The organism is Colwellia sp. MB02u-6 (assembly GCF_014077095.1).
Classification (GTDB): domain Bacteria; phylum Pseudomonadota; class Gammaproteobacteria; order Enterobacterales; family Alteromonadaceae; genus Cognaticolwellia.
Genome location: NZ_JACGVG010000027.1, coordinates 80,122 through 102,733, shown reverse-complemented (window position 1 = coordinate 102,733; position 22,612 = coordinate 80,122). Strand labels below are relative to the sequence as shown.

Below are 22,612 nucleotides of genomic sequence, written 5' to 3'. Positions count from 1 at the left end.
TTGTATGAGTCAATTAATAAATAACTAATACCCATTTGATTAAATAAGTGATGTACTTTTACATGAGGAAAAATGGCTAAATACAAGCCATAAAATTTAGTCTATAATTATGCTACTTATAAATTTTATAATGCCTTATTTTTTCATTGTAATCATTAAAAATGATCAGGTAATTAATCAACTTGGAATAATATCAATGTAGATAAAAGACTTCGTAATTTAGGTTACGAAGTCTTTTTATTGCTTCAAACTTTACCGATTTAAGCTAATTTTAATCCATTGGAAATAAGTAATGAGTCAAGCATTAACTGTGAGTATTGGCGGCGCTACCAATAAAGGTCGAAAAAAAATTAATCAAGATTTTCTCGGTAGCATCATTCCTAAAGAACCTATACTAAGCAGCAAAGGGATTGTACTTGCCATGGCTGATGGTATTAGCTCAAGTAACGTCAGCCAAATTGCCAGTGAAACAGCAATATCGAGTTTTTTAGAGGATTACTACTGTACCTCTGATTCATGGTCTGTTAAAAATTCTGCACAAAAGGTCATTAAATCGATTAATTCATGGCTTTATTCGCAAACACGTAATAGCCCTTATCGTTTTGATAAAGACAAAGGCTATGTCTGCACCTTCAGTGCGTTGATACTAAAATCAAATTCGGCACATCTTTTTCATTCAGGTGATACGCGAATTTATCGTTTGTCAGGTCAACAATTAGAGCAATTAACCGAAGATCACCGCCGAGTTGTTTCCGCTGAGGTTAGCTATTTAACCCGCGCTTTAGGCATTAACCAAACATTTGACATTGATTATCAAAGCCAGCTACTTGAGCAAGGCGATATCTATATTATTGCCACTGATGGCGTTTATGAGTTTTTAAATAATACTCAAATCGCCAATAGCGTTAACAATGCCCCGAGCTTAGATAATGCCGCTGATGCCATTATTGCGCAAGCACTTGCCTTAGGAAGTGATGACAACCTCAGTGTTCAAATTGTCCGTATTGATAACGTGCCCAGCTATCAGCTTGATGAAGTGCATCAACTCACCTTGTTGCCATTACCGCCAAGACTTTCACCAAGAATGCAGTTTGATGGTTATGAAATTATCCGCGAAATATATATTAGTAGCCGAAGCCATGTTTTTTTAGCACGCGACAACGACACACAGCAAACCGTAGTGATAAAAACGCCATCCACTGAATTAAGAACCGACACGCAATACCTTGAGCGTTTTATGCTAGAAGAATGGATAGCTAAACGCATTAACAATCCACATGTTGTTAAAGCGATTATTCCAAAAAGAAAACGTCATTATTTATATTTAGTGACAGAATTTATTGATGGTATTTCGTTAAGTCAATGGATGATAGACCATCCAGAACCAAGCTTAGAACAAGTTAGAAATATTATTGAGCAAACCGCAAAAGGCTTACAGGCTTTTCACCGCCAAGACATGATACATCAAGACTTGCGCCCAGCTAATATCATGATCGACAATACTAAGACGGTAAAAATAATAGACTTTGGTTCAACCTTTATTGCCGGTGTGACCGATGCTGACACCGAAGAAATTATGCGCGGTACCATTCGTTATTCAGCCCCTGAATATTTTTTAGGACATTTAGGCACACAGGCATCTGACCTTTATTCGTTGGGCGTGATCACTTATCAAATGTTATCAGGTAAATTTCCATATGGTCGTGAAATAGCACAAGCGAACAGCGTGTCAGCGCAACGCAAGCTCAACTATAAATCGATGATCGATGATAATACTGAATTTCCCCTTTGGATTGACGATACACTTGAACGCGCCTTAAAAATTGATCCCTTAAAACGCTACTCTGTGTTATCAGAGTTTGTTCATGACTTGCGACAGCCGAATAAATTATTTCTAGCAAAAACTAAACCGCCGTTAATGCAGCGTGATCCTGTCATGTTTTGGCAATGGGTTAGTCTTATTCTATTATTGCTGTTGATTTTACAGGCACTTTAAAAGATATTGAGGCCTAAATGTGCCTGCACATTTAGGCTAGAAGATGAAAATAAAAAGCCCTTAGTCGCTATGAAGACAACTAAGGGCTTTAATAAACGGGTTAACTATAGTCTTTATATAATCACTATAACTCACTTAAAAGTGATAACATTTATTGCTTAAGCATTTTTGATTGCTGCGGCGGTAATAGGTAAATCTCGCACTCTAACACCCGTTATTTGAAAAATAGCATTGGCTATCGCTGGTGCTATCGATACTACGCCAGGTTCGCCTAAGCCGACAGGAAACTCATCGCTTTTAACAAATTCAATATCGAGCTCAGGTACGTCACTCATACGTAATGGTGAGTAGGTGTTTAAGTTGAGATTACTCACCTGACCATTTTCTATTGGGCTTTGTTCGTGTAAAGCTAAACTTGTTCCCCAGAGCATAGAGCCTTGAACTTGCGCTAATGCGCCATCAGGGTGAACAATAACACCAGCATCAACGATCATGGTGAGCTTTTTAACAGTTATTTTTCTTGAGTTAGGTTCTACATGAACCTGAGCAGCACAAGCCATCCAAGCCGGCATGGTACGTTCTTGTCCCGAACTTATCGCAACACCCATGCCTTCATTCTTAGCGAGTTTAACATCTTTAGTTTTTTGCTTAAGAATGTTTAGTACATTCGCTAATCGCTTGGCACCACCAACACTTTCTGGCGCTTTACCGGCTTGTTTACCTAAACCGTCAAGCATGGATAAGCGAAAATCAATCGGATCAGTTTTGCTTTGATGGGCAATTTCATCAATAAATGATTCTAGTCCCCAAACAATCCAACCCTGCCCAACAGACCTTAACCAACCAGGCAGCATGGTTTGTTGTGCTAGGCTATTATTGACCACGCGCACACGATGATTGTCCATGCTGTACCAGTGATCAGCACCACTGGTAGAAAACATATCAACACGGGTTTTTTTATCTAAGCTTTCAGGCATAAATCCTGGTGCCATAGATAAGGTCGGCCAACCTGCAGCAAGTGCATGTTCCATACCGGTAAATTTATTTTCCTGATCAAATACCGCTCGAAACGAGACTACAGACGGCGATCTAGGTTGATCAAATCTAGAGTCATCTTCACGGGTAAATACCATTTTTACTGGCTTGCCAATCGCTTTAGCCGTTAATACCGCAGGTATTGCATAATCGCCGAATAAACGACGACCAAAACCACCACCAAGATATTGCTGATGCATAACAACTTTGTCATCAGTTACTTGCAGCGCTTTAGCAATGGCTGGCAAGGTTAATGACTGCCATTGATTACCGGTATAAACATGCCAAAGACCATTTTTTTCTTCTACGGTGGCGTTAACAGGCTCTAAAGCGAAGTGTAAAACGGTATGCGTGCGATAAACCGCATCAATCGCTTTATCGGCTTTAGTACTTGCCACTGAGAAATCACCCTGATCAATAAACAATCCGCCTTCACTTTCATCAGCAACTAAACGCTCTCCTTCTTGGAGAATATCTTGCTCACTGACCTTAGCGGTTTTACCCACTTGATAGCTAACATTTAGGGCATCAGCCGCTTGAATTGCGCCATAATAACTATCAGCGGCGACACTCACCCAACCTTGAAGGTGGTCACTTGGGTCTTGCAAGAGATGATAACCCAAATAACCTTTGATTTTCTGGGCGGCACTGTCGTCAACATTCGTGACTTTACTGCCATATCGGGTCGGTGGAATTATCGGGCGAGCATAGACCATATCGGCCAACTCGACATCAATACCATAAACGGCTGAGCCATTAGTTTTAGCTGGAATATCAAGCGCTAAGGCTGGTTTTCCTACTAAGGTTCTTTTACTTGCAGGTTTTAACGGTAAGGCGCTAATCTCTTCTGGAGTAAAGGCACGATTAAAATTGCCCTTGGCAACAATATCACCAAAACTAATTGAGCGATCTTGATAAAGTACCGTGCCGTTTTCTACGCTACATTGCTCTGCAGGGCAATTTAATATTTTTGCTGCTGCTTCTATTAAGGCTATACGGCCTGCAGCACCCGCTTGAGACATTGGCTTAAATGTTTGAAAAACTGACCATGAACCCCCAGTGACCATATAACCCCATTTAGGATCGGTGTCGACATGAGTGATGGAGACTTTAGACCAATCAGCGCCGAGCTCATCAGCGACAACGCGTGCTAGTGCAGTACCAATATGTTGGCCCATTTCTGCCTTGGCAATATTGACATTCACTTCACCTAATGGGTTAATTTCAAACCAAACCGTTGGGGAAAATAATTTATTTTTCAATGTTTCTTGAGGACTGTCACCCAAGCCTACTGCGCCAACTAAGGGGGCAAAAGCCATTAACAGTGAACCACTGACCGAACCAACTAAAAATCGACGTCGAGATAAGCTGATATTATTTTTTGCATCTTTAATATTTTTCATTGCCATACGCCTTATGATTGTTGCGTTGAAGAGCTAGGATCAAAAGTTTGCACATCCGCTGACATTACACCTGCCGCGTTTTTAATCGCACTTTTAATGCGTACATAAGCCATACAGCGACATAAATTTCCACTCATATGATCGACAATTTCTTGGTCACTCGGTGACGAATTACTGGCTAGTAAAGTAGCGGCTTGCATAATTTGTCCCGACTGGCAGTAGCCACATTGCGGCACCTGTTCATCAATCCATGTTTGTTGTAATGGATGTTTGTTTTCTAAACCTTCAATCGTGGTGATATTTTTATTTTCTGCTGCTATTAATGGAAAAGAGCATGTTCTGACTGGCGCACCGTCAATATGCACGGTACAAGCACCACACAGACCAATACCACAACCAAACTTTGTGCCTTTAAAACCAAATTCATCACGGATAACCCATAATAAGGGTGTGTTTACATCAGCAGCAGAGGAAACCTTGTTCCCATTTAACTTGAATACAATCATAGCTTTCTCTCCCAAAATTGAGTTGAAACATTAACAACTCATCAATTTATTAAGTACGCCACTTATGGCAGTGGTTGATTATTTATCTAAACGTGCCTGGCACTCACTGAGATGCATAAAGCGATGTTTTCAAGGAACTGCTCTCCCCAAAAAAAGCCAAATAATAACATTCCATTAACAAAACCGTTTTGTCATGCACTTTATGACGCTAAGTTTAACACTATCTATTGATGGCTTTTCATTAAACTGCCAGAGCTAGGCATAATCGTAGGTGCCACCCGACTTTAAGGCTTTTTGATACCCTGCTCGAGCCTGAAAATGTTTAACGTAGGCAATAATGTTTGGATAATCTTGGTCGGCTGTCTTCCCAGCCGCCCATGCTTCTAAAGGAAAACTCATCTGAATATCAGCGCCTGATAGCTGATCGCCAGCAAACCATTCATTATCGGTTAAGTGGCGCTCAATTAACGCTAAATTAGCCATAATATTAGGCCCGACATAACCCGCCATTACTTTTTTCATAATAGCTTTAGCTATGTATTTAACAAAAAATGGCTTCGACCTTTGCACTGCCTTTTCTAAAATGAGTTTCAACAATAATTGCTGCATCATAGTACCTTCAGCAAAATGTAACCAGTATAAATACTGGCGATGCGCTTCAGTTTTAGCCTCAGGAATGAAATTACCCTCACCATAAGTTTGAGCGAGATATTCAATAATCGCTCCAGATTCTGCAACCGTGATGTCACCATCGGTAATTACTGGAGATTTACCCAAAGGATGTATTTTTTTAAGGCTAGCAGGCGCTAAATTAGTCTTGAGATCACGTTGATATTGTTTTACTTCATAAGATACGCCAAACTCTTCCAAAGCCCAAAGCACCCGTTGAGACCGAGAATTATTTAAGTGATGTACAACAACCATAGTTTTCTCCAATAAGATAAAATATCAACTAAGCTATTGCCATTCGATTGCCAGAGTTAAACATTTACCTTGGCAATGCATTTTTTATGACCACGACTTAGCGCACAATAGTGCAAGCATGTGTTATTTTAGTATCTTTATTGCTTGCTGTCGCATAGCATTGAACCCTATAACTATACTATTGGACTATTTTATGCTTTGGACTTCCAGTGTTGTATTACAGCATAATATCGAGCAACACCACCATAACCTGCATGAGTTTGTTGTCTGCTTACAAGGCAGTGTAAACATCAGCATTAATGACGAGGTGCATCACTTTTCAGCTGGACACTCTATTTTTATCCCCGCTAAATATCCACATACCATTGCTATTGATCAGCACAAGGCTACCAAGTTACTCTTTGTCTGCATTAATCCACCGTCATTTGATACTTTGTCAAACCCTACTAATCGCCTGTTTTTAACTACATTATCTGAAGGTGAATTTTTAATCAACAATAACCAAGTTAACAGCGATGACAGCACTGAGGAAATGCAAAAAATTGCCCATGAAATCGAAGCATCTCCTGATTCCAGCTCGCTACTGCATGCCAGTTTAAAAGAGAATTTATACTTGCGATTATTGCTTATTCATATGAGTAATGCCGGTTATGAACAGAAAAAAAGTGTACAATCATCGCTGCGAATGACTAAAGCGCAGCATTGGATTCATGACAACTATGCCATGGATATCACGCTGGAAATGGTGGCAAATCAAGTTAACATATCGAGAAGTCATTTTGCGCGTCAATTTCGTCAGCACACAGGATTCAGTGTCATTGAATATCTCCTTAAGGTGCGATGCGATGCGGTGGCTAAATTACTTGCAAGCTCAGAAACTGATATAGCATCAGTGGCATTCGCTACAGGCTTTAGTAATTTAAGCCATTTATACCGACACTTTAAACGCCGCTATGGCATAACTCCTGGCGCTTTTCGGCAGATGATTAAAAATCAAGGAACCAGACTAACAACGCCACCCAATGAAGAAATTCGAAAAGTTTAAACTAAATTTAGTGACTAATACATGCTCAGCCTTAAGGCTATCTAGGTGCTATATAGCTGCTATTTAGCTTCAATATAACTTCAATCTCGGTTTGAGGTTAAATGCAATTTAGCTGCCATAAGCACAAAAACTTAGCGACAAAAACACCCCACTGCTAATGTTTTTTTGACCTATCGTATACATGGCCCGCTTAACCGCTTGCGGACTAAAGTCCGACCTAAAAAACCATCACTCAGCGCTGCATAATCATCTGTTAAAGAAATTTTGGCTAACATACTCATCTTCTCTGTAATCCTTTAAAAATATGACTTTACAACCTAGCAACAACCCAGCAACAATCTTGTAAAGCAGAGCCTAAAAGTTGCATCAAAAAAAAGCTCTTACCTAAGTAAGAGCTTTTTAAAAATTTTAATTACTTTTCTATATGGTTACATACTAAGTGTTATTTAAAATTTGTAGCTTGCTTTAACGTAGACAAAACGGCCTTGGCTATTGTGTGTGCCACTGACGAAGCCCATAAAGTCATGATAAGTAAACGGAGGCTCTTCATTAAACAAGTTGGTGGCACCAATACTTAAGGTGGTATCTTTAATGCCGATATAATTCACTGTGGTGTCTACCGTTGTCAATGAATCTATATCATTCATACCTTCAGTAGCCACTGATGCGTCCTGTTGAAATTCGCCAATATAGTTAACCGCCATACTTGCGTTCCAGTCACCTTGTACCCAAACTGTGTTGAATGACCAACGTACTTCAGGTTGTTCAAAGTCACCTTCTTGAGTATCAATGCGCATAGAGCCATCAGCATTCGGGCGAGCATCTTCATAAGATAAAACGTAATTTAGAGCATAGGTAAATCTGAAATCACCCATATCAGTTTCTAAGCCGTAATTAGCTTCGACGTCTAAACCTGATGTGGTGATATTGCCAATATTTTCATATTGATCAAAAATACGTACTACTTCACCCGGATCGCCAGCAACACTTGACGGTAAACGCTCAACTACAGAGGGATCGTTACCCAAGGTACTAAATTTAAACTGCGTATCTTTAGTGATAACATTTTCGATATCATAATCATAATAATCTACTGAAAAATCCATATTTTCAGCGATTTCATAGATTAAACCTAAGTTATAACTTTTAGATTCTTCAGGGCCTAAGTCATCATTACCTGACAGCACTGCGGTATATTCTTGTGGCTCACAAGCTTTATTAACATTACCAACAGCAGCACAACGCACTGAATCAACTAAGTTAGGCGATTCATCTGTGTTGCCTAAACCAATTTGATGCAATGACGGTGCTCTAAACGCCGTACCATATGAACCACGTAGTGATAATGAATCAGTTGTTTGCCAAATAAAGGCTACTTTTGGATCGGTAGTGGTACCAAAATCGCTGTAATCTTCATGACGTACCGCAACCTGTACTTCTAAGTTATCAAGTACTGGAATCGCTAACTCAGCAAAAATAGAGGTATTGTCACGAGAGCCATTAGCTTGAGTTGCTTCCGTACCAAAAACTTCACCACGCAAGAATTGATCATCAGGGTTATCGCTAATGCTCTCTTCTCTGTATTCAACACCTACCGCTAAACCAAGATCGCCATGTGCCATTTCCATTAATGAACCACTGATTTTACCATCAAATGATTTACTGGTTGATTTACCAATTCGTGTGGTAGTAGTTTCAATAAAGTCTAAAGATTCCTGACTGTTACTTGAGGGTTCAAACGGGTTCCATAAACCACTGTCAATCGCTTCTTGCGTGCGACGAGAATTAGGGAAACCATTTACGCCACGCTCTGTCGATTCACTTTTAATGTAGTTATAAGCAACTTCCCAGTTCCAATCTTTAATCTCGCCTTGTAAACCAATAATCGAGCGATAATAATTAGAGGTAACGCGTTTTTCACGATTGCCTATATCGACCATACGTCGACGCATGGTTAAATCTTGCTGATAAAACTCATCTTCAGGTAAGTCGGCAAAAGGGTGATTAACATTGTCTCCCGCCATAAATAACTCGTTAAAACTTGGGCTACCGGCACCACGAATAGTGGTTTTTGAATGTTGACCGTTTAACTCAGCAAAGCCACGTAAATTGTCATTTATTTCGTACTTACCTAAATAAATAAAGCTAGCTCGTTCTGTAGCAGGAACTGAGGTCATTACTGGCGCGTAATCATAACGACAAAGGTTACCCACAATATCTGCTTCAGCACAAACATCATTACCAAAGGTGTCAGGCAGACGATTAGTTGAGTCACTCGCTAAAGCAATAGTGCCTGGGAACCCTGATGAACTTCTAAAGTCTGTCGCAAATGGATCATTAGGCCTTAAGGCTTGTTGATTAGCTGATTTTGAATAATCTCGATCAGCATAAAGGATCTCTTCGCGGTCAAAGTAATCTAAAGCAAAAGTGTGGCTGCTTTTTTCTGTTGAGCTGCCCCAAACAATACTAAGATTTTTTTCTTTACCACCGCCATCAGCAGTGTCACCGAGTTTGGCTGAAATTTCGGCACCTTCAACATCGTCTCTTAAGATAATGTTTATAACACCGGCTACAGCATCAGAACCATAAGTAGCAGAGGCACCATCTTTTAGAATATCAACGCGTTTAATAGCCGCTAATGGAATATTATTGATATCAACAAAGGCGGTATCAATATTATTAGCAAATGGTGACACCGAAACACGTCTTCCGTTCACTAATATTAATGTTGAGTCAGCACCTAAACCACGTAATGAAACACTTGAACCACCATTACTGGTATTATCACTGCTGTTTCCTTGTGTTGAAAAAGTGCCTTGTCCTGCCATCGGTAATTTTGTGAAAAGGCCAATAAGATCAGTCACGCCACTATTGGCAATATCTTCTGCACTCAGTGATGTTAATGGAGAGGGTCCCTCCATGTCAGTTCTCTGAATGTGAGAACCGGTAACTTGTATTCTTTCTACACTGTCTTTTTCTGCCGCAACAGCAATATAACTTTGTGAGGCAAATAATGCGGCGGTAATGCTTAAAGCGAGTGTGTGTTTACGACTATTTAAAACTTTCATGTTTCCTTCCTTTTAGTGCTTTTATAATTATTTGTGTTTTATTCATTAAAATACTATTTAACTAAGATAAATTAGCAGCTTTTTACATCGCACATTACTTGGTTTTAACAAGTAAGTCCAGACGCCAGTTAACTAAAATGCAACCCCATATTAACGATTCACTGCGAAAAGTTTTTGATATTTACTTAATTATGAACAAAAAAATCATAGAAATAATCACTTTATCTGTGGTTTAGCTTTACTAATTGAGTAAAAAAATCATCACAGATAAGGTAGTAAGAACAGCCTATTACCCTTGTACTTTCACAGGTTAAAATCGATAAAAAATCAGCTAGGACTAAAGTCAGGGTAAGCGTAATACTATTTTGTTCAAGAGGCTTGAGCTCGCAAGACATACTGTCTTTGATCGGCATGATGAACTAAATATTGATTTTAGTTTATACAACTCATCATAGATTAAGGTATTAAGGCTACTATAGCCCCAACTAGTAACAAGTTAGACACTGAAAATCGTTTACTGCTTTTTATATCCCCTGCTAGGCCTATTTATAGTATCAGGCTAAATGCTTGGTTCAGTATTTTTGAAGGAGAGAATCATCTTTGGTCACGAGTCCACTGTTAAGTATAAAGTTGTCAGTTTTATTTTATAGGCTATTTTCATGGTAAGTAGTTAAATAAGTAATCACTTAACTTAAGTTAAAAATATTTAGATTTACTAATCTAACTGGGTGTTGATAATAGAGTTAAGCTAATGAATTTTGTAAAATGCAGAGAGCTGAAACATAAATAATCATAGTAAGAACTTTGTATATACCAGACTAGGCGAATAATAGTTTTACTTACATTAAGGGAACCGTCTGTGTAAAAAGATACTAGCCTTATTGTTGCTGCTAAAAAAAACATAACACCAAGGCATCATTATTTACCTTAACTTTAAGACCAGAGCATGCTACCTCACTAAGGCTGACATTATTATGATAACGTCAGCCTTAGCTTATAAAAACAATTATAGAGGCTTAATATAGTGTTAAAAAAAATTATACCTACCCAAAAAAAATGGCTGAATTTTTTATTTTTTGTTATTTTGATATTTATATCATCAATTAATATTGCACACTCAAAGAGTAAGTTTATATTTACCCAAGCTTACAATACTGAACATATTTTCCATCACACTTCGCAAAAATTCATCGAAAAACTTAATAAAAAAAACTCTTCCTATAAACCTGATTATCATCCAGGTGGAGACTTAGGTGACTGGACCTCGCAGTTTGAGCAAGCAATGTTAGGCGTTATCCCCATGACTATTACCTATGGCGCATCAGAATTTGATGCGCGGCTGGATTTAACTTGGCTCGGCTATGTAGTTGATAACTGGACAAGCGCTCATGAAGTTTATGGCCCTGGTGGACCTATGATTGAGGTTTATAATGAAATTTTTTCTGATCTAGACCTTGTCGCGCTAGGCACTATTCCTACTGGCTTTGGCTCTATTACGATCAGTAAAGGGGTAGGGAAAATCCCTACTCGCTTTCCTGAAGATGCTAAAGGCATAAAAATGCGCGTGATCCCATCGCCCTTGGCCATTCAACGTTTTCAAAACTGGGGGTTTTCAGCAGTTCCAATGCCATATTCCGAGTTATATACTGCATTACAGCTAGGCACTGTAGATGGTAGGGCATTTGGTCCAGCGGTTGAGATCTATCAGATGCGTGATGTGCTAGAAGCTTACATTCTTACTCGTGATTATTTTGAACATGCTTTCTGGCTTGTCAATAAACAGTGGTGGGAAGAGCTTTCTGATCTTGAAAGAAATAAAATGCAAGCAGCCGTGGATAAAACTCTTGATTGGGTGTGGCAAGAAGCAGAATCTATTGATAATAATTTTTTAGAGAAAGTTCGAGATTCAGGTATTAAAATCATTGAATTATCAGATGAAGATCTAGCTATAGCTAAAGGTATTTTGTATGAAAATGAGTGGCCATATATGGAAGAAAAAGTTGGTATCGACATTATGAACTTAGTGCGTGATATCGCTGACATAAAATAGTTTTGTTAGGCTCTCTATAGCTTAGGCCATCAATTACTTAGGCTTAACTTCTCTCTGATAAAGAAGATATATATGAATATTAAAAAGTTAGCATCATCAAGCCCGGAACAACAGTTTAAAGACCCTACTGTTCCAAAATACAAAGTATTACAAAAACTGGAATCTATACTCGATTATTGCCTTCGTGGGGCAATGGTATTTACTGGTTTGGGATTGGCCGTATTAATGTTTACCCAGGTTATTATGCGATATGTGCTTGAATCTCCTTTTGCGGGTATTGAAGAAGCGGCTATTTTACTTGCCGTTTGGGTTTCTTTTCTAGGGATGGGTTATGCGACTAAAAAGCGCTCACACATTCATGGTGGTATTGTTAGTTTGATTGTTTATGATGCATTTAAAATCCAAATGCTGCGCTTCATTGTTTCAGTTATTTGTCTAATTACAGCCTGTATTTTTGGCTATTTTTCTGCCAAGTATGGATTATTTGTCATTGAAAAAGAGCGAATGAGTTTATATCTGCAATGGCCTAAAGGCTTATGGACTGCAAGTATGGTTTTTGGGTTTTTGTTGATGTCGGTCTATTTTCTCTTACAAACTCTTAAGGATTTTCGTCTGATGGTAGACATTAAAGATCAATCACACAACAGCAATAAGGGGTAACGCACTATGACTATTTTCCTTTTATGTATGTTAGCCATCGTTGTGCTTTTATTAATAGAAACTCCTGTTGCCTTTGCCTTTGGTTTTGGCGCGTTATTATTTACTTTTACAACCGGTAATGATATTTCATATTTAGCCACTCATGGCTTTAATTTAGCTAGTGGCTTTGCTCTATTAGCCCTGCCATTGTTTATTTTAGCGGGAATATTAATGGCAGAAGGTGGGATATCAGAGCGTTTACTTGATTTTGTTAATTCCATAGTAGGCCGAGTTAAAGGGGGTTTAGGTGCAGTAACCGTGGTGACCTGTGCACTATTTGGCGCAATATCTGGCAGCTCTTCGGCGTCTATTGCTGCGATTGGACAGATCATGATCCCTCGCATGAAAAAAGAAGGCTATCCTGAGGGACATGCTACAGCGCTAGTTGCTTGCTCATCTGTTTTAGCATTACTGATCCCTCCTAGCATTCCCATGATTATATTTTCTATTACTGGGGGATTATCGGTCGGTGCTGCATTTTTATCGACTATTATTCCCGGCATTATGTTGACCATTATCTACTGTGGATTAAATTTTTGGTTTTTACGCAATAACACCGACATTAAGGTAGAACCTGCTCTCCCTTTTAAACAGGCTGTACGCGGAGTGGTTCACTCAGGTAATAAAGCTTTTTTTGCTTTATTAATGCCCATTATTATCTTAGGAGCTATTTACAGTGGCATTGCAACGCCGACTGAAGCGGCGGCAATTGCAGTAATCTATGCGATACCGGTTAGTTTAATGGTCTATAAAGGGCTGACTTTTAAAACACTAGGTAGTGCGACGGTTCGGGCAGTTATTATGACCGGTTCCATCATGGCAGTTTTATTCTTTTTGTTTATTATGAGCCGCGCTATGATCCTTGAGCAAGTACCTAAGCAGCTTGCGGAAGCTTTATTAGACATATCTGAACATAAGTTAGTCATTCTGTTGGTTATTAACCTGCTACTACTACTAATTGGGATGATTGTTGATGATATTTCTGGCGGTGTACTTGCCGCAATTATTTTCTTGCCCGTGGTTCAAGAGCTGGGTATTCACCCTATTCATTTTGCCGCTATAGTTGGCGTAAACTTAGGTTTAGGTAATGTTTCACCACCTTGTGCTCCTATGCTCTACATGGCAGGAGGTGTGGCTAAGTTGCCTCTGAATAAATATATTGTTCCAACAGTTAAATTACTCTTCTTTGGTCATTTGCCTATGGTGCTATTAGTTACATTTGTACCTGATCTGGCATTATATTTACCGCGTTTATTGATGGGCATTGATTAAAAGAGTCATATTCCTCTTTATATTTTGGCCATACATACCAATACAAGAAAGCTTCAGGGATACCAAAACAGTAAAGTGGGTAGCCCTGAAGCACACTAATTCAGTCACGGTTGTTTCCAAGTAATACAGAGAAAAAAAACAAGTTTTGTCAGCTATTTCACTGGCAAGATAGTTGTTATTGGTTAACGAGATAGTCCTGATTAACCAAGCTTTACATACCTTTACAGCCAACTATTCAAGTTGACTAACAGGCTGTGGATTTTGATGAATTTGTGGAAATCCCAGTGCATTAAATACTTATAGCCATGCCAATAAATTTACCCACGCTGAGCAGTATTTCAAAGACTTAGAGCAATAGCATTTATTGAAGACGTTACTATAGATGGAAGACGAAGAGTTATAGGTAGAGCGAAGCAGGATGGCAAAGCCGAGAAGGTTTATTATCGTTAAAAACACCTGCGTTATGCTAATGCCCGACATCCATGTCGGAGCATCTAAAAATCTATAGAGCAGGTAAGTCTTTAAAATAAAGCTTTAACCGCTCACTTGATGGACTATCAGTATTAGCTTGGGAAAGCAAAGCTTACCCCCTCTCGCACACCACTTGAAGGCCAGCGCTGTGTGATAGTTTTACGCTTGGTATAAAATTTAACACCATCAGGGCCGTAAGCACTTAAATCACCAAATAAGCTACGTTTCCAACCACCAAAACTGTGATAAGCAACAGGTACAGGTAATGGCACGTTAATGCCCACCATACCTACTTCAATATGATCAGAGAAGTAACGTGCGGCTTCACCATCTCGAGTAAAAATACAGGTACCATTACCGTATTCATGCTCATTAATAAGTTGCATAGCTTCTTCCATCGTTTTAACTCTAATGACTTGTAAAACGGGACCAAAAATTTCAGCTTTGTAACTATCCATACTTGCCGTTACGTTATCGATTAGCGTAGCACCAACAAAGAAACCATTTTCATAGCCTTCAACGGTTGGGTTGCGGCCATCAACAACTAAAGTAGCACCTTGCTCAACTGCACTTGAAATATACCCAACCACTTTGTCTTGATGCGCTTGCGTGATCACAGGTCCAAAATCGTTATTAGCGTTTGAGTACTCACCAACACTTAAACCCTTCATTGCTTGTTGCATTTTTTCAACCAGTGCATCACCAGCTTCATTGCCAACCGCTACCGCTACAGACAACGCCATACAACGCTCACCAGAAGAGCCAAATGCAGCACCTACCAATTGATTTACTGCATTGTCCATATCAGCATCAGGCATCACTATGGCATGATTTTTAGCGCCACCTAGTGCTTGACAACGTTTACCATTAGCACTGGCTGTTGCATAAATATATTCTGCAATGGGTGTTGAGCCAACAAAACTGACAGCTTTAACACGCTGATCTGTTAACAAGGTATCAACGGCTTCTTTATCGCCATTAATTACGTTCATTACGCCATCAGGTAAACCGGCTTCTTGTAATAATTGGGCAATGAATAAAGTAGAACTTGGATCACGCTCAGAGGGTTTCAATATAAAGGTATTACCGCAAACAATAGCAAGTGGGAACATCCACATAGGTACCATAGCAGGGAAGTTAAAAGGCGTAATACCCGCAACAACACCTAGTGGTTGAAATTCACTCCACGAATCAATATTTGGCCCAACATTTTTGCTGTGCTCACCTTTCAATAATTCAGGTGCCCCACAGGCGAATTCAACATTTTCGATACCACGTTGTAATTCACCTGCCGCATCATGAGATATTTTGCCATGTTCTTGGCCAATTAATTGGCAAATTTTGTCGGCGTTTTGTTCTAATAATTCTTTAAATCTAAACATGACACGCGCACGTTTAATCGGTGGCGTATTTCGCCATGCTGGATATGCTTCTTGAGCAGCAGCAATCGCTTTTTCGACTGTTGCTTTGGAAGCAAGTGCTACTTTTTTTTCTGCTTTTCCCGTCGCAGGGTTAAAAACATCTTGAGTACGGTTATTATCGTTATATATTTCGCCGTTAATTAGGTGGCCAATAATTGTCATATTTTTTCCTTTAATGCTTTAGTTCACTTACTGTAAGAGTAAAATGTATAAATTAAAATGTGTAAAAATCAATCAATTTCGTTAAGCGTTTCACCAAGCGCGTTTATCAAGCTGCTTATTTCTGGCAAAGTAGAAGTAAACGGTAAACCAAGCTGAATTGTGTCTCCGCCATAACGAACATAAAATCCTTTCTGCCACATCTTCATGGCTATTTGGTGTGGTCGTTTTGCCGGTTCACCGGGAGCATGAGCAATGGTGATCCCACCAGCTAAACCATAGTTACGAATATCAAGTACATGTTTGCAACTTTTCAAACTATGCAATAATTCTTGAAAATATGGTGCGATAGATTTTACTCTTTCAGGCAAGTTATCTTTAGCTAAAATATCCAATGAAGCAAGCGCTGCAGCACAGGCAACAGGGTGTGCTGAGTAAGTATAGCCGTGAGGAAGTTCAAGCATGTACTCAGGACCTCCAGTCTCCATAAATGCATCGTATATTTCTTGCTTAGCAATAACAGCACCCATAGGGATAACACCATTAGTTAACTGTTTTGCTACGGTCATAATATCGGGTGTTACGCCAAACTCTTCTGCACCGGTATTAGATCCTATACGACCAAATGCGGTAATAACTTCATCAAAAATCAATAAAATATTATGTTTGGTACATATTTCTCTTAAGCGTTTTAAATAACCTTTTGGCGGTGGAATAACACCTGTAGATCCAGCCATGGGTTCAACAATCACAGCAGCAATGTTAGAAGCGTCGTATAAAGCCACCATATCTTCTAATTCATTGGCTAATTCAGCGCCAGTTTCAGGCATACCTTGGCAAAATTCATTCTCCGGCAGTAGTGTATGAGCTAAATGTGCGGCTTCAATACCTTGTCCGTAAATGGTACGATTTGCACCAATTCCGCCAACACTAATACCACCAAAATTAACACCGTGATAACCCTTTGAACGACCAATAAAACGTGTTTTACTCGCCATGCCTTTTTTACGCCAATAGCCGCGGGCAATTTTTAGTGCTGTTTCAACTGATTCGGAGCCAGAACCAGTAAAAAAAACACGATTCAACCCTTCAGGCATCAGCTCAGTAATGCGGTGCGCTAATTCAAAAGATTTAGGATGACCAAATTGAAATGCAGGGGAATAGTCTAATTCTTTAACTTGCTTGCTTACCGCTTCAGCAATTTCAGGACGACAATGGCCAGCCCCGCAAGTCCAAAGCCCTGAAAGACCGTCAAATATTTTTCGACCATCGGCATCAGTATAGTAATTTCCTGCTGCTGAAACGATAATTCTAGGATCTTTTTTAAACTCTCTGTTTGCAGTAAATGGCATCCAGTGCGAGTCTAACTGCTCTTGAGTTAAACCGTGACTTGCGTGTGTGTTTTTATTCATCATTCCACCTTACTCTTCATAAAGTTTACCGAAGCGTATATTTAATTGCATGTCTACATTATCAATGATTTAATAGGTTATTAAATCCATATTTTAAAAACTTAAGTTAAGCTTTTACTTACCTAATAACGCCATAGAATGAAAAAAAATAATAATTTACTACCAAGACAATTAGGCGACGCTCATATTCGGCTGTTAAGAATTTATAAAGTCGTGATTGAGTCAGGCGGTTTCTCCGCAGCAGAAGTCGAACTCAATATCAGTAGGCCAGCAATAAGCCTAGCGATAACCGAGTTAGAGTCATTATTAAGTATGAAGCTTTGCCACAGAGGGCGTTCAGGTTTTTCAATAACAGAGCATGGCGAACAGGTCTATCAATCTGCTCTACAGTTATTGGGCAGTCTTGAAAACTTTAGAGCTGAAATGAATGCGATAAAGACTGATCTAGTGGGTGAATTGAATATAGGTATTACTGATAACTTAGTCACGATTGAACAGATGCGGATCACACGTGCATTAAGTGCTTTAAAGCATCGCGGACCTGAAGTTTTTATTAATATCCGTATGATGCCGCCAAATGATATTGAATCAGCCATTTTAAATGGCCAATTGCATATTGGCGTTGTACCTGAATTTAGAACACTGCCAGGACTAAATTATTTACCACTGTATAAAGAACAATCCCTGCTTTATTGCAGCGAAAAACATCCTTTATTTAAGCAGGATTTACATAAAATTAGTGACAGTTCTTTAATTCAATATGACGCGGTTGTGCCCAATTATCCGCAGTCTGTTGAGATTAAGCAGCAACAAAAAAAACTCCATGCCACTGCAACTTCGACAGACAGAGAAGGTATTGCTTTTTTGATATTAACCGGGCGGTTTATTGGTTTTCTACCAACGCACTTTGCTCAGAGTTGGGTAGGTAGAGATAAACTAAGAGCCATTGAAGCTCATAAAAGAACATTTAATACTAACTTCTCTGCAATTATTAGCAAGGGCGCACGCAGCCATCTGATTTTAGAAGCTTATTTAGAAGAATTGGCCAAAACCTCAAAGTAGCGCTAAATTTCAATTAATAATATGTTTCATAAATAGAATTACTAAAGTGCATATGTAACTTTTGTTTGAAGTTATTAGAAATCGGACGTGATTCCCGTGTAATGAAATCAAAGTGAACCATCACTGCCGTGCCAGAAACATGTTTAATACCGTTTTGCCATGCTTCTTGATATACATCAAGCGAGCTTGTACCGATGCGAGAAATATAGGTTTTTATTTCAACATCATAATCAAATAGAAGTGGTAAATGAAACTCGATGGTGCTTTTTGCTAACGTTAATCCCCATTGACTGAGGTTTAAATTAAATTCAGGACTAAACAGTCTAAATATTGGATTTCTTCCACCTTCGAACCATTGTGGAATAACCGTATTATTTATGTGCCCAAGAGCATCTGTTTCACCTACTCGTGGCTTTATTATTTCATAAAACATTTTGTTCCTAATCCCCCTAAAACCATCAATGTATAAAATATTTTAAATGTATATTCGAAATAATATACCCATATATGAATATGGTAAATCTTTAATCGACATTAACCTAAACTATTTGTAGAAATAGTTTTAAGTGAGTCACACGATTTTAAAAATCAACATGTGCTTGCCATCCTGAAGTTTTAATGATCTATCTCGTATTGGTTCAAAATATTATAAAACGTTCAAATACTAAATTTCAGGCATAAAAAATCCGATGAGAGGTTTCATCGGATTTTGGTTTCTTCTGCCAATTTTCAAGCTTAATATGCTAACTTGTCGGCAGTACTGTTTGAATACAGTATTTTTTACTTCGGTTGGGTATTATTTTAAGCCAAATTTTATGCAGGTGTGCAATTAAAACTGGTTAGAAGTGTTGTTCGCGCCACCGGCTTTAAGCGCGTTTTCACCCGCAAAGTATTCTTTGTGATCATCACCCATATCTGAACCTGACATATTTTGATGTTTAACACAGGCAATACCTTGACGAATTTCTTTACGCTGTACACCTTCAACATAACCCAGCATACCTGCATCACCAAAGTATTCTTTTGCAAGGTTATCGGTAGATAACGCCGCTGTATGGTAAGTAGGTAGTGTAATTAAATGATGGAAAATACCCGCTTCACGTGAAGTCTCCGCTTGGAAACTACGGATTTTGTCATCGGCAGCAACCGCTAACTCAGTCGTATCATAATCAACATGCATCAAATCAGCACGAATATAGGTAGATACGTCTTCACCAGCCGCTACCATGGCGTCAAAGGCTTGCTGACGGAAGTTTAGTGTCCAGTTAAATGATGGGCTGTTGTTGTAAACCAGCTTAGCATTTGGAATTTCTTTACGTACCTCGTTCATCATGGCTGTAATGTCAGCAACGTTTGGTGTTGCCGTTTCAATCCAAAGTAAATCAGCGCCCGCTTTAATCGCTTCAATGCTGTCAAATACACAACGCTCTTCACCGGTACCTTGACGAAACTGGTATAAACCAGAAGGTAGGCGCTTAGGACGAACTAGCTTACCGTTACGGTTGAAACATACATCGCCTTCTGCCATGTCAGCTACATCAATTTCTTCAACATCTAGGAAAGAGTTATATATGTCGCCTTGATCGCCGGGCTCTTTAACCACGGCGATTTCTTTAGTCAGGCCAGCACCTTCAGAGTCAGTACGAGAAACGATAATACCGTTGTCTATACCTAACTCAAGGAAAGCATGACGTAGTGCACGGATCTTAGAATGAAAATCTGCATGAGGAACCGTCACTTTACCGTCTTGGTGTCCACATTGCTTTTCATCGGCCACTTGGTTTTCAATTTGAAGTGCACATGCACCGGCTTCGATCATTTGCTTAGCCATGATGTAAGTCGCTTCAGCATTACCAAAACCGGCATCGATATCAGCAATAATTGGCACAACATGTGTTACGTGGTTATCAATTTGGTCTTGGATAGCCGCTTTGTCGCCTTCGCTTGCTGCGTCTAGGCCACGGAAAAGACCACCTAATTCACGGGCATCAGCTTGACGTAAAAAGGTGTAAAGCTCTGCAACTAAAGCCGCTACTGAGGTTTTTTCGTGCATAGATTGATCAGGAAGAGGACCAAATTCACTGCGAAGTGCAGCAACCATCCAACCGGAAAGATATAAGTAACGACGGTCTGTTTTGCCCGCAAAATGTTTCTTGATAGAAATCATTTTCTGTTGGCCAATAAAACCATGCCAACAACCTAAAGATTGAGTGTACTTAGAACTATCAGCGTCGTAAGCTTCCATATCAGCACGCATAATGTTTGCAGTGTACTGAGCAATGTCTAAACCCGTTTTAAATTTGTTCTGCGCTCGCATACGGGCTACTGATTCAGGATTAATGGCATTCCATGAACTGCCAGCTTTTTCTTTAATTGCTTGAACCGCTTCAATTGCACTTTGATAATTAGACATATGACTTTCTCCAAAATTTTTCGCTGACAGTATTTATAGGTTTGATCATGTAACTGCTTATGTAAGCTGTCACACCGGACAACATAAATACTAAACCAACAATCATAAATAAATGAAATATATAATACACATCCCTACCATTCACCAGCAAAATAATGGTGTATTAACTCTAAAGAATAATTCGATATAACTTAATAAATTCAATCACTAAAAAAAATTACGCCTGCATAAAGCAAGATTCTATCAATGAAAATAATTTATATTTCTATTAAATTCACTTGATTATCATTATAAGCCGTGACATATATCTAGGTTATGTTTATGTTCTAGATTATTAATTTTATGAATATCTCAAAAATTGACTTAAATCTGTTAATTTATCTTGATGTCTTACTGAGAGAAAAAAATGTTACCCGCGCTGCTGGTCAGTTAAATATCACCCAGCCCGCCATGAGTAATGGCTTAAAAAGGTTACGCACGCTTTTCAACGATCCTATTTTAGTGAGAACTTCGGATGGTATGGTACCAACCGAACGGGCTCGAGCTTTAGCACCCGCTATTCGTAAAATTTTAATGGAACTCGAAGAAGCACTGCAAGGTGAAGAAGAATTTAATGAGAAAAATAGTCAGCGGGTTTTTCGCCTAATGGCAAGTGATTATGCCGCCTCAACTTTGTTACCAAAATTATTGAAGCGCATTAATCAAATAGCACCAAATGTTACCATTGATATTATGACACCCAGTGATGTCAACTTTCATGACGTTGAGGCAGGTAAAATTGATATGGCCATCAACCGCTTTGACGAATTACCCCAATCTTTTCATCAAAAAACCATTTGGCGAGATTCATTTGCCTGCTTATTAAGTGCCGATAACCCAGTTGTTGAAAAATTTAACCTCAATACCTACCTTAGTGCTAAGCATGTTTGGGTATCTAAAACGGGCTTTGGTGTTGGCGTTGGTATGGATCCAAAAGATGTGCAAAAACTCGGTTGGGTTGATGAAGCTTTAGCGCGCTTAGGTAAACAGCGTGACATTAAGGTATTTACCCGAAATTATCATGTTGCTATGCAGTTAGCGTTTGAAGGTGATCTAGTGGCAACCCTGCCTTCGCGGGCGGCATTAATTCATAAAAACGATTCAAATTACACGATTCTTAAACCACCATTTGATATTCCTGACATTGAACTAAAAATGATTTGGAGCCCACTTTTACATCATGATGCAAGCCACATCTGGTTTAGACAATTGGTTATAGAAGCCGCAAATGAAGGTTTGTAATACAAGAAGGTTATAGTAAGTGTGATAGCATTTAAGAAAAAAACATTCAAGGTGTTATATAGCATTTTTGCTCTATTTAGTTGTGTTGCGCTAGGCAAACTATGTTCGTACTTTGTGCCTGTATTACCTAGTAGTTTATACGGATTAATTATTTTTACGCTAACATTACATTTTCGCCTCTTTAATGCTGACCATATTAAAAGCACTGTTGTTTGGTGCTTAAAACACATGGGTGTATGCTTTGTTCCTGCTGGTGTTGGCATTATTAACCACTTTGAATTAATAAAACAATTTGGTCTCACCATCATAGCTATTACCTTCGCTACTACCTTTATATTGCTTACTATTGTTGGTTTGCATTACCAGCGCTATGCTGTCGATGAAGAGTAGAAATC

Annotated in this window: 16 protein-coding genes; 8 read left to right on the top strand and 8 right to left on the bottom strand. The window is 39.0% G+C overall.

What is annotated here, in order from left to right:
* Positions 1-292 precede the first annotated feature (292 nt).
* The gene (locus H4J46_RS02830) at positions 293-1,996 is read left to right on the top strand and encodes a bifunctional protein-serine/threonine kinase/phosphatase (protein WP_182232050.1); all 1,704 of its coding nucleotides are present in this window, start codon (positions 293-295) and stop codon (positions 1,994-1,996) included.
* Positions 1,997-2,154: 158 nt separating this feature from the next.
* On the opposite strand, the gene H4J46_RS02825 is transcribed toward H4J46_RS02830, so the two are convergent.
* The 3 genes from H4J46_RS02825 to H4J46_RS02815 all read right to left on the bottom strand — a co-directional run bounded on the left by H4J46_RS02825 (position 2,155) and on the right by H4J46_RS02815 (position 5,864).
* Entirely contained in the window at positions 2,155-4,440 is a 2,286-nt protein-coding gene (locus H4J46_RS02825) for a xanthine dehydrogenase family protein molybdopterin-binding subunit (protein WP_182232049.1), read from the bottom strand.
* A gap of 5 nt (positions 4,441-4,445) precedes the next feature.
* Complete coding sequence (locus tag H4J46_RS02820; protein WP_182136001.1) at positions 4,446-4,940, bottom strand: (2Fe-2S)-binding protein; 495 nt, start codon at positions 4,938-4,940, stop codon at positions 4,446-4,448.
* A 255-nt stretch (positions 4,941-5,195) separates the two neighbouring features.
* Positions 5,196-5,864: a glutathione S-transferase family protein gene (locus tag H4J46_RS02815; RefSeq protein WP_182232048.1), complete on the bottom strand. Its 669-nt coding sequence runs from the start codon at positions 5,862-5,864 to the stop codon at positions 5,196-5,198.
* Positions 5,865-6,057: 193 nt separating this feature from the next.
* On the opposite strand from H4J46_RS02815, the gene H4J46_RS02810 reads away from it, so the two are divergent.
* On the top strand, positions 6,058-6,909 hold the full coding sequence (locus tag H4J46_RS02810; RefSeq protein ID WP_182232047.1) for an AraC family transcriptional regulator: 852 nt from the start codon (positions 6,058-6,060) through the stop codon (positions 6,907-6,909).
* Positions 6,910-7,355: 446 nt separating this feature from the next.
* Here H4J46_RS02810 and H4J46_RS02805 read toward each other — a convergent pair whose 3' ends face one another.
* Entirely contained in the window at positions 7,356-9,977 is a 2,622-nt protein-coding gene (locus H4J46_RS02805; RefSeq protein ID WP_182232046.1) for a TonB-dependent siderophore receptor, read from the bottom strand.
* A gap of 1,024 nt (positions 9,978-11,001) precedes the next feature.
* On the opposite strand from H4J46_RS02805, the gene dctP reads away from it, so the two are divergent.
* From dctP to H4J46_RS02790, 3 genes are all read left to right on the top strand, one after another.
* Entirely contained in the window at positions 11,002-12,027 is a 1,026-nt protein-coding gene (gene dctP / locus H4J46_RS02800) for a TRAP transporter substrate-binding protein DctP (RefSeq protein WP_310650197.1), read from the top strand.
* A 72-nt stretch (positions 12,028-12,099) separates the two neighbouring features.
* Positions 12,100-12,687, top strand: coding sequence for a TRAP transporter small permease (locus H4J46_RS02795; protein ID WP_182232045.1), 588 nt, complete (start codon positions 12,100-12,102; stop codon positions 12,685-12,687).
* A 6-nt stretch (positions 12,688-12,693) separates the two neighbouring features.
* Positions 12,694-13,998, top strand: coding sequence for a TRAP transporter large permease (locus H4J46_RS02790; protein WP_182190046.1), 1,305 nt, complete (start codon positions 12,694-12,696; stop codon positions 13,996-13,998).
* Between the two features lie 563 nt (positions 13,999-14,561).
* Here H4J46_RS02790 and H4J46_RS02785 read toward each other — a convergent pair.
* Together H4J46_RS02785 and H4J46_RS02780 are read right to left on the bottom strand one after the other, a co-directional pair.
* A complete protein-coding gene (locus H4J46_RS02785; RefSeq protein ID WP_182232044.1) occupies positions 14,562-16,052 on the bottom strand; it encodes a CoA-acylating methylmalonate-semialdehyde dehydrogenase in 1,491 nt (496 codons plus the stop codon).
* Positions 16,053-16,120: 68 nt separating this feature from the next.
* Positions 16,121-17,461: an aspartate aminotransferase family protein gene (locus tag H4J46_RS02780; RefSeq protein ID WP_220462915.1), complete on the bottom strand. Its 1,341-nt coding sequence runs from the start codon at positions 17,459-17,461 to the stop codon at positions 16,121-16,123.
* 138 nt (positions 17,462-17,599) lie between these two features.
* Between H4J46_RS02780 and H4J46_RS02775 the strand changes: the two genes are divergently transcribed.
* The gene (locus H4J46_RS02775) at positions 17,600-18,523 is read left to right on the top strand and encodes a LysR family transcriptional regulator (RefSeq protein ID WP_182232042.1); all 924 of its coding nucleotides are present in this window, start codon (positions 17,600-17,602) and stop codon (positions 18,521-18,523) included.
* Positions 18,524-18,536: 13 nt separating this feature from the next.
* Here the strand turns inward: H4J46_RS02775 and H4J46_RS02770 are convergent, their stop codons facing one another.
* On the bottom strand, positions 18,537-18,956 hold the full coding sequence (locus H4J46_RS02770) for a thioesterase family protein (protein ID WP_182232041.1): 420 nt from the start codon (positions 18,954-18,956) through the stop codon (positions 18,537-18,539).
* A gap of 396 nt (positions 18,957-19,352) precedes the next feature.
* Positions 19,353-20,936 (bottom strand): isocitrate lyase, encoded by a 1,584-nt coding sequence (locus H4J46_RS02765; RefSeq protein ID WP_182232040.1) that lies wholly within the window; start codon positions 20,934-20,936, stop codon positions 19,353-19,355.
* 342 nt (positions 20,937-21,278) lie between these two features.
* On the opposite strand from H4J46_RS02765, the gene H4J46_RS02760 reads away from it, so the two are divergent.
* Together H4J46_RS02760 and H4J46_RS02755 are read left to right on the top strand one after the other, a co-directional pair.
* On the top strand, positions 21,279-22,217 hold the full coding sequence (locus H4J46_RS02760; protein ID WP_182232039.1) for a LysR family transcriptional regulator: 939 nt from the start codon (positions 21,279-21,281) through the stop codon (positions 22,215-22,217).
* A 21-nt stretch (positions 22,218-22,238) separates the two neighbouring features.
* Positions 22,239-22,607, top strand: coding sequence for a CidA/LrgA family protein (locus tag H4J46_RS02755; protein ID WP_310650196.1), 369 nt, complete (start codon positions 22,239-22,241; stop codon positions 22,605-22,607).
* The last annotated feature ends 5 nt before the right edge of the window (positions 22,608-22,612 follow it).

What these genes read in the sequence shown, in the direction of transcription:
- H4J46_RS02830 (WP_182232050.1), top strand. Translation starts at nt 293, where the DNA reads ATGAGTCAAGCATTAACTGTGAGTATTGGCGGCGCTACCAATAAAGGT.
- H4J46_RS02825 (WP_182232049.1), bottom strand. Translation starts at nt 4,440, where the DNA reads ATGGCAATGAAAAATATTAAAGATGCAAAAAATAATATCAGCTTATCT.
- H4J46_RS02820 (WP_182136001.1), bottom strand. Translation starts at nt 4,940, where the DNA reads ATGATTGTATTCAAGTTAAATGGGAACAAGGTTTCCTCTGCTGCTGAT.
- H4J46_RS02815 (WP_182232048.1), bottom strand. Translation starts at nt 5,864, where the DNA reads ATGGTTGTTGTACATCACTTAAATAATTCTCGGTCTCAACGGGTGCTT.
- H4J46_RS02810 (WP_182232047.1), top strand. Translation starts at nt 6,058, where the DNA reads ATGCTTTGGACTTCCAGTGTTGTATTACAGCATAATATCGAGCAACAC.
- H4J46_RS02805 (WP_182232046.1), bottom strand. Translation starts at nt 9,977, where the DNA reads ATGAAAGTTTTAAATAGTCGTAAACACACACTCGCTTTAAGCATTACC.
- H4J46_RS02795 (WP_182232045.1), top strand. Translation starts at nt 12,100, where the DNA reads ATGAATATTAAAAAGTTAGCATCATCAAGCCCGGAACAACAGTTTAAA.
- H4J46_RS02790 (WP_182190046.1), top strand. Translation starts at nt 12,694, where the DNA reads ATGACTATTTTCCTTTTATGTATGTTAGCCATCGTTGTGCTTTTATTA.
- H4J46_RS02785 (WP_182232044.1), bottom strand. Translation starts at nt 16,052, where the DNA reads ATGACAATTATTGGCCACCTAATTAACGGCGAAATATATAACGATAAT.
- H4J46_RS02780 (WP_220462915.1), bottom strand. Translation starts at nt 17,461, where the DNA reads ATGAATAAAAACACACACGCAAGTCACGGTTTAACTCAAGAGCAGTTA.
- H4J46_RS02775 (WP_182232042.1), top strand. Translation starts at nt 17,600, where the DNA reads ATGAAAAAAAATAATAATTTACTACCAAGACAATTAGGCGACGCTCAT.
- H4J46_RS02770 (WP_182232041.1), bottom strand. Translation starts at nt 18,956, where the DNA reads ATGTTTTATGAAATAATAAAGCCACGAGTAGGTGAAACAGATGCTCTT.
- H4J46_RS02765 (WP_182232040.1), bottom strand. Translation starts at nt 20,936, where the DNA reads ATGTCTAATTATCAAAGTGCAATTGAAGCGGTTCAAGCAATTAAAGAA.
- H4J46_RS02760 (WP_182232039.1), top strand. Translation starts at nt 21,279, where the DNA reads ATGAATATCTCAAAAATTGACTTAAATCTGTTAATTTATCTTGATGTC.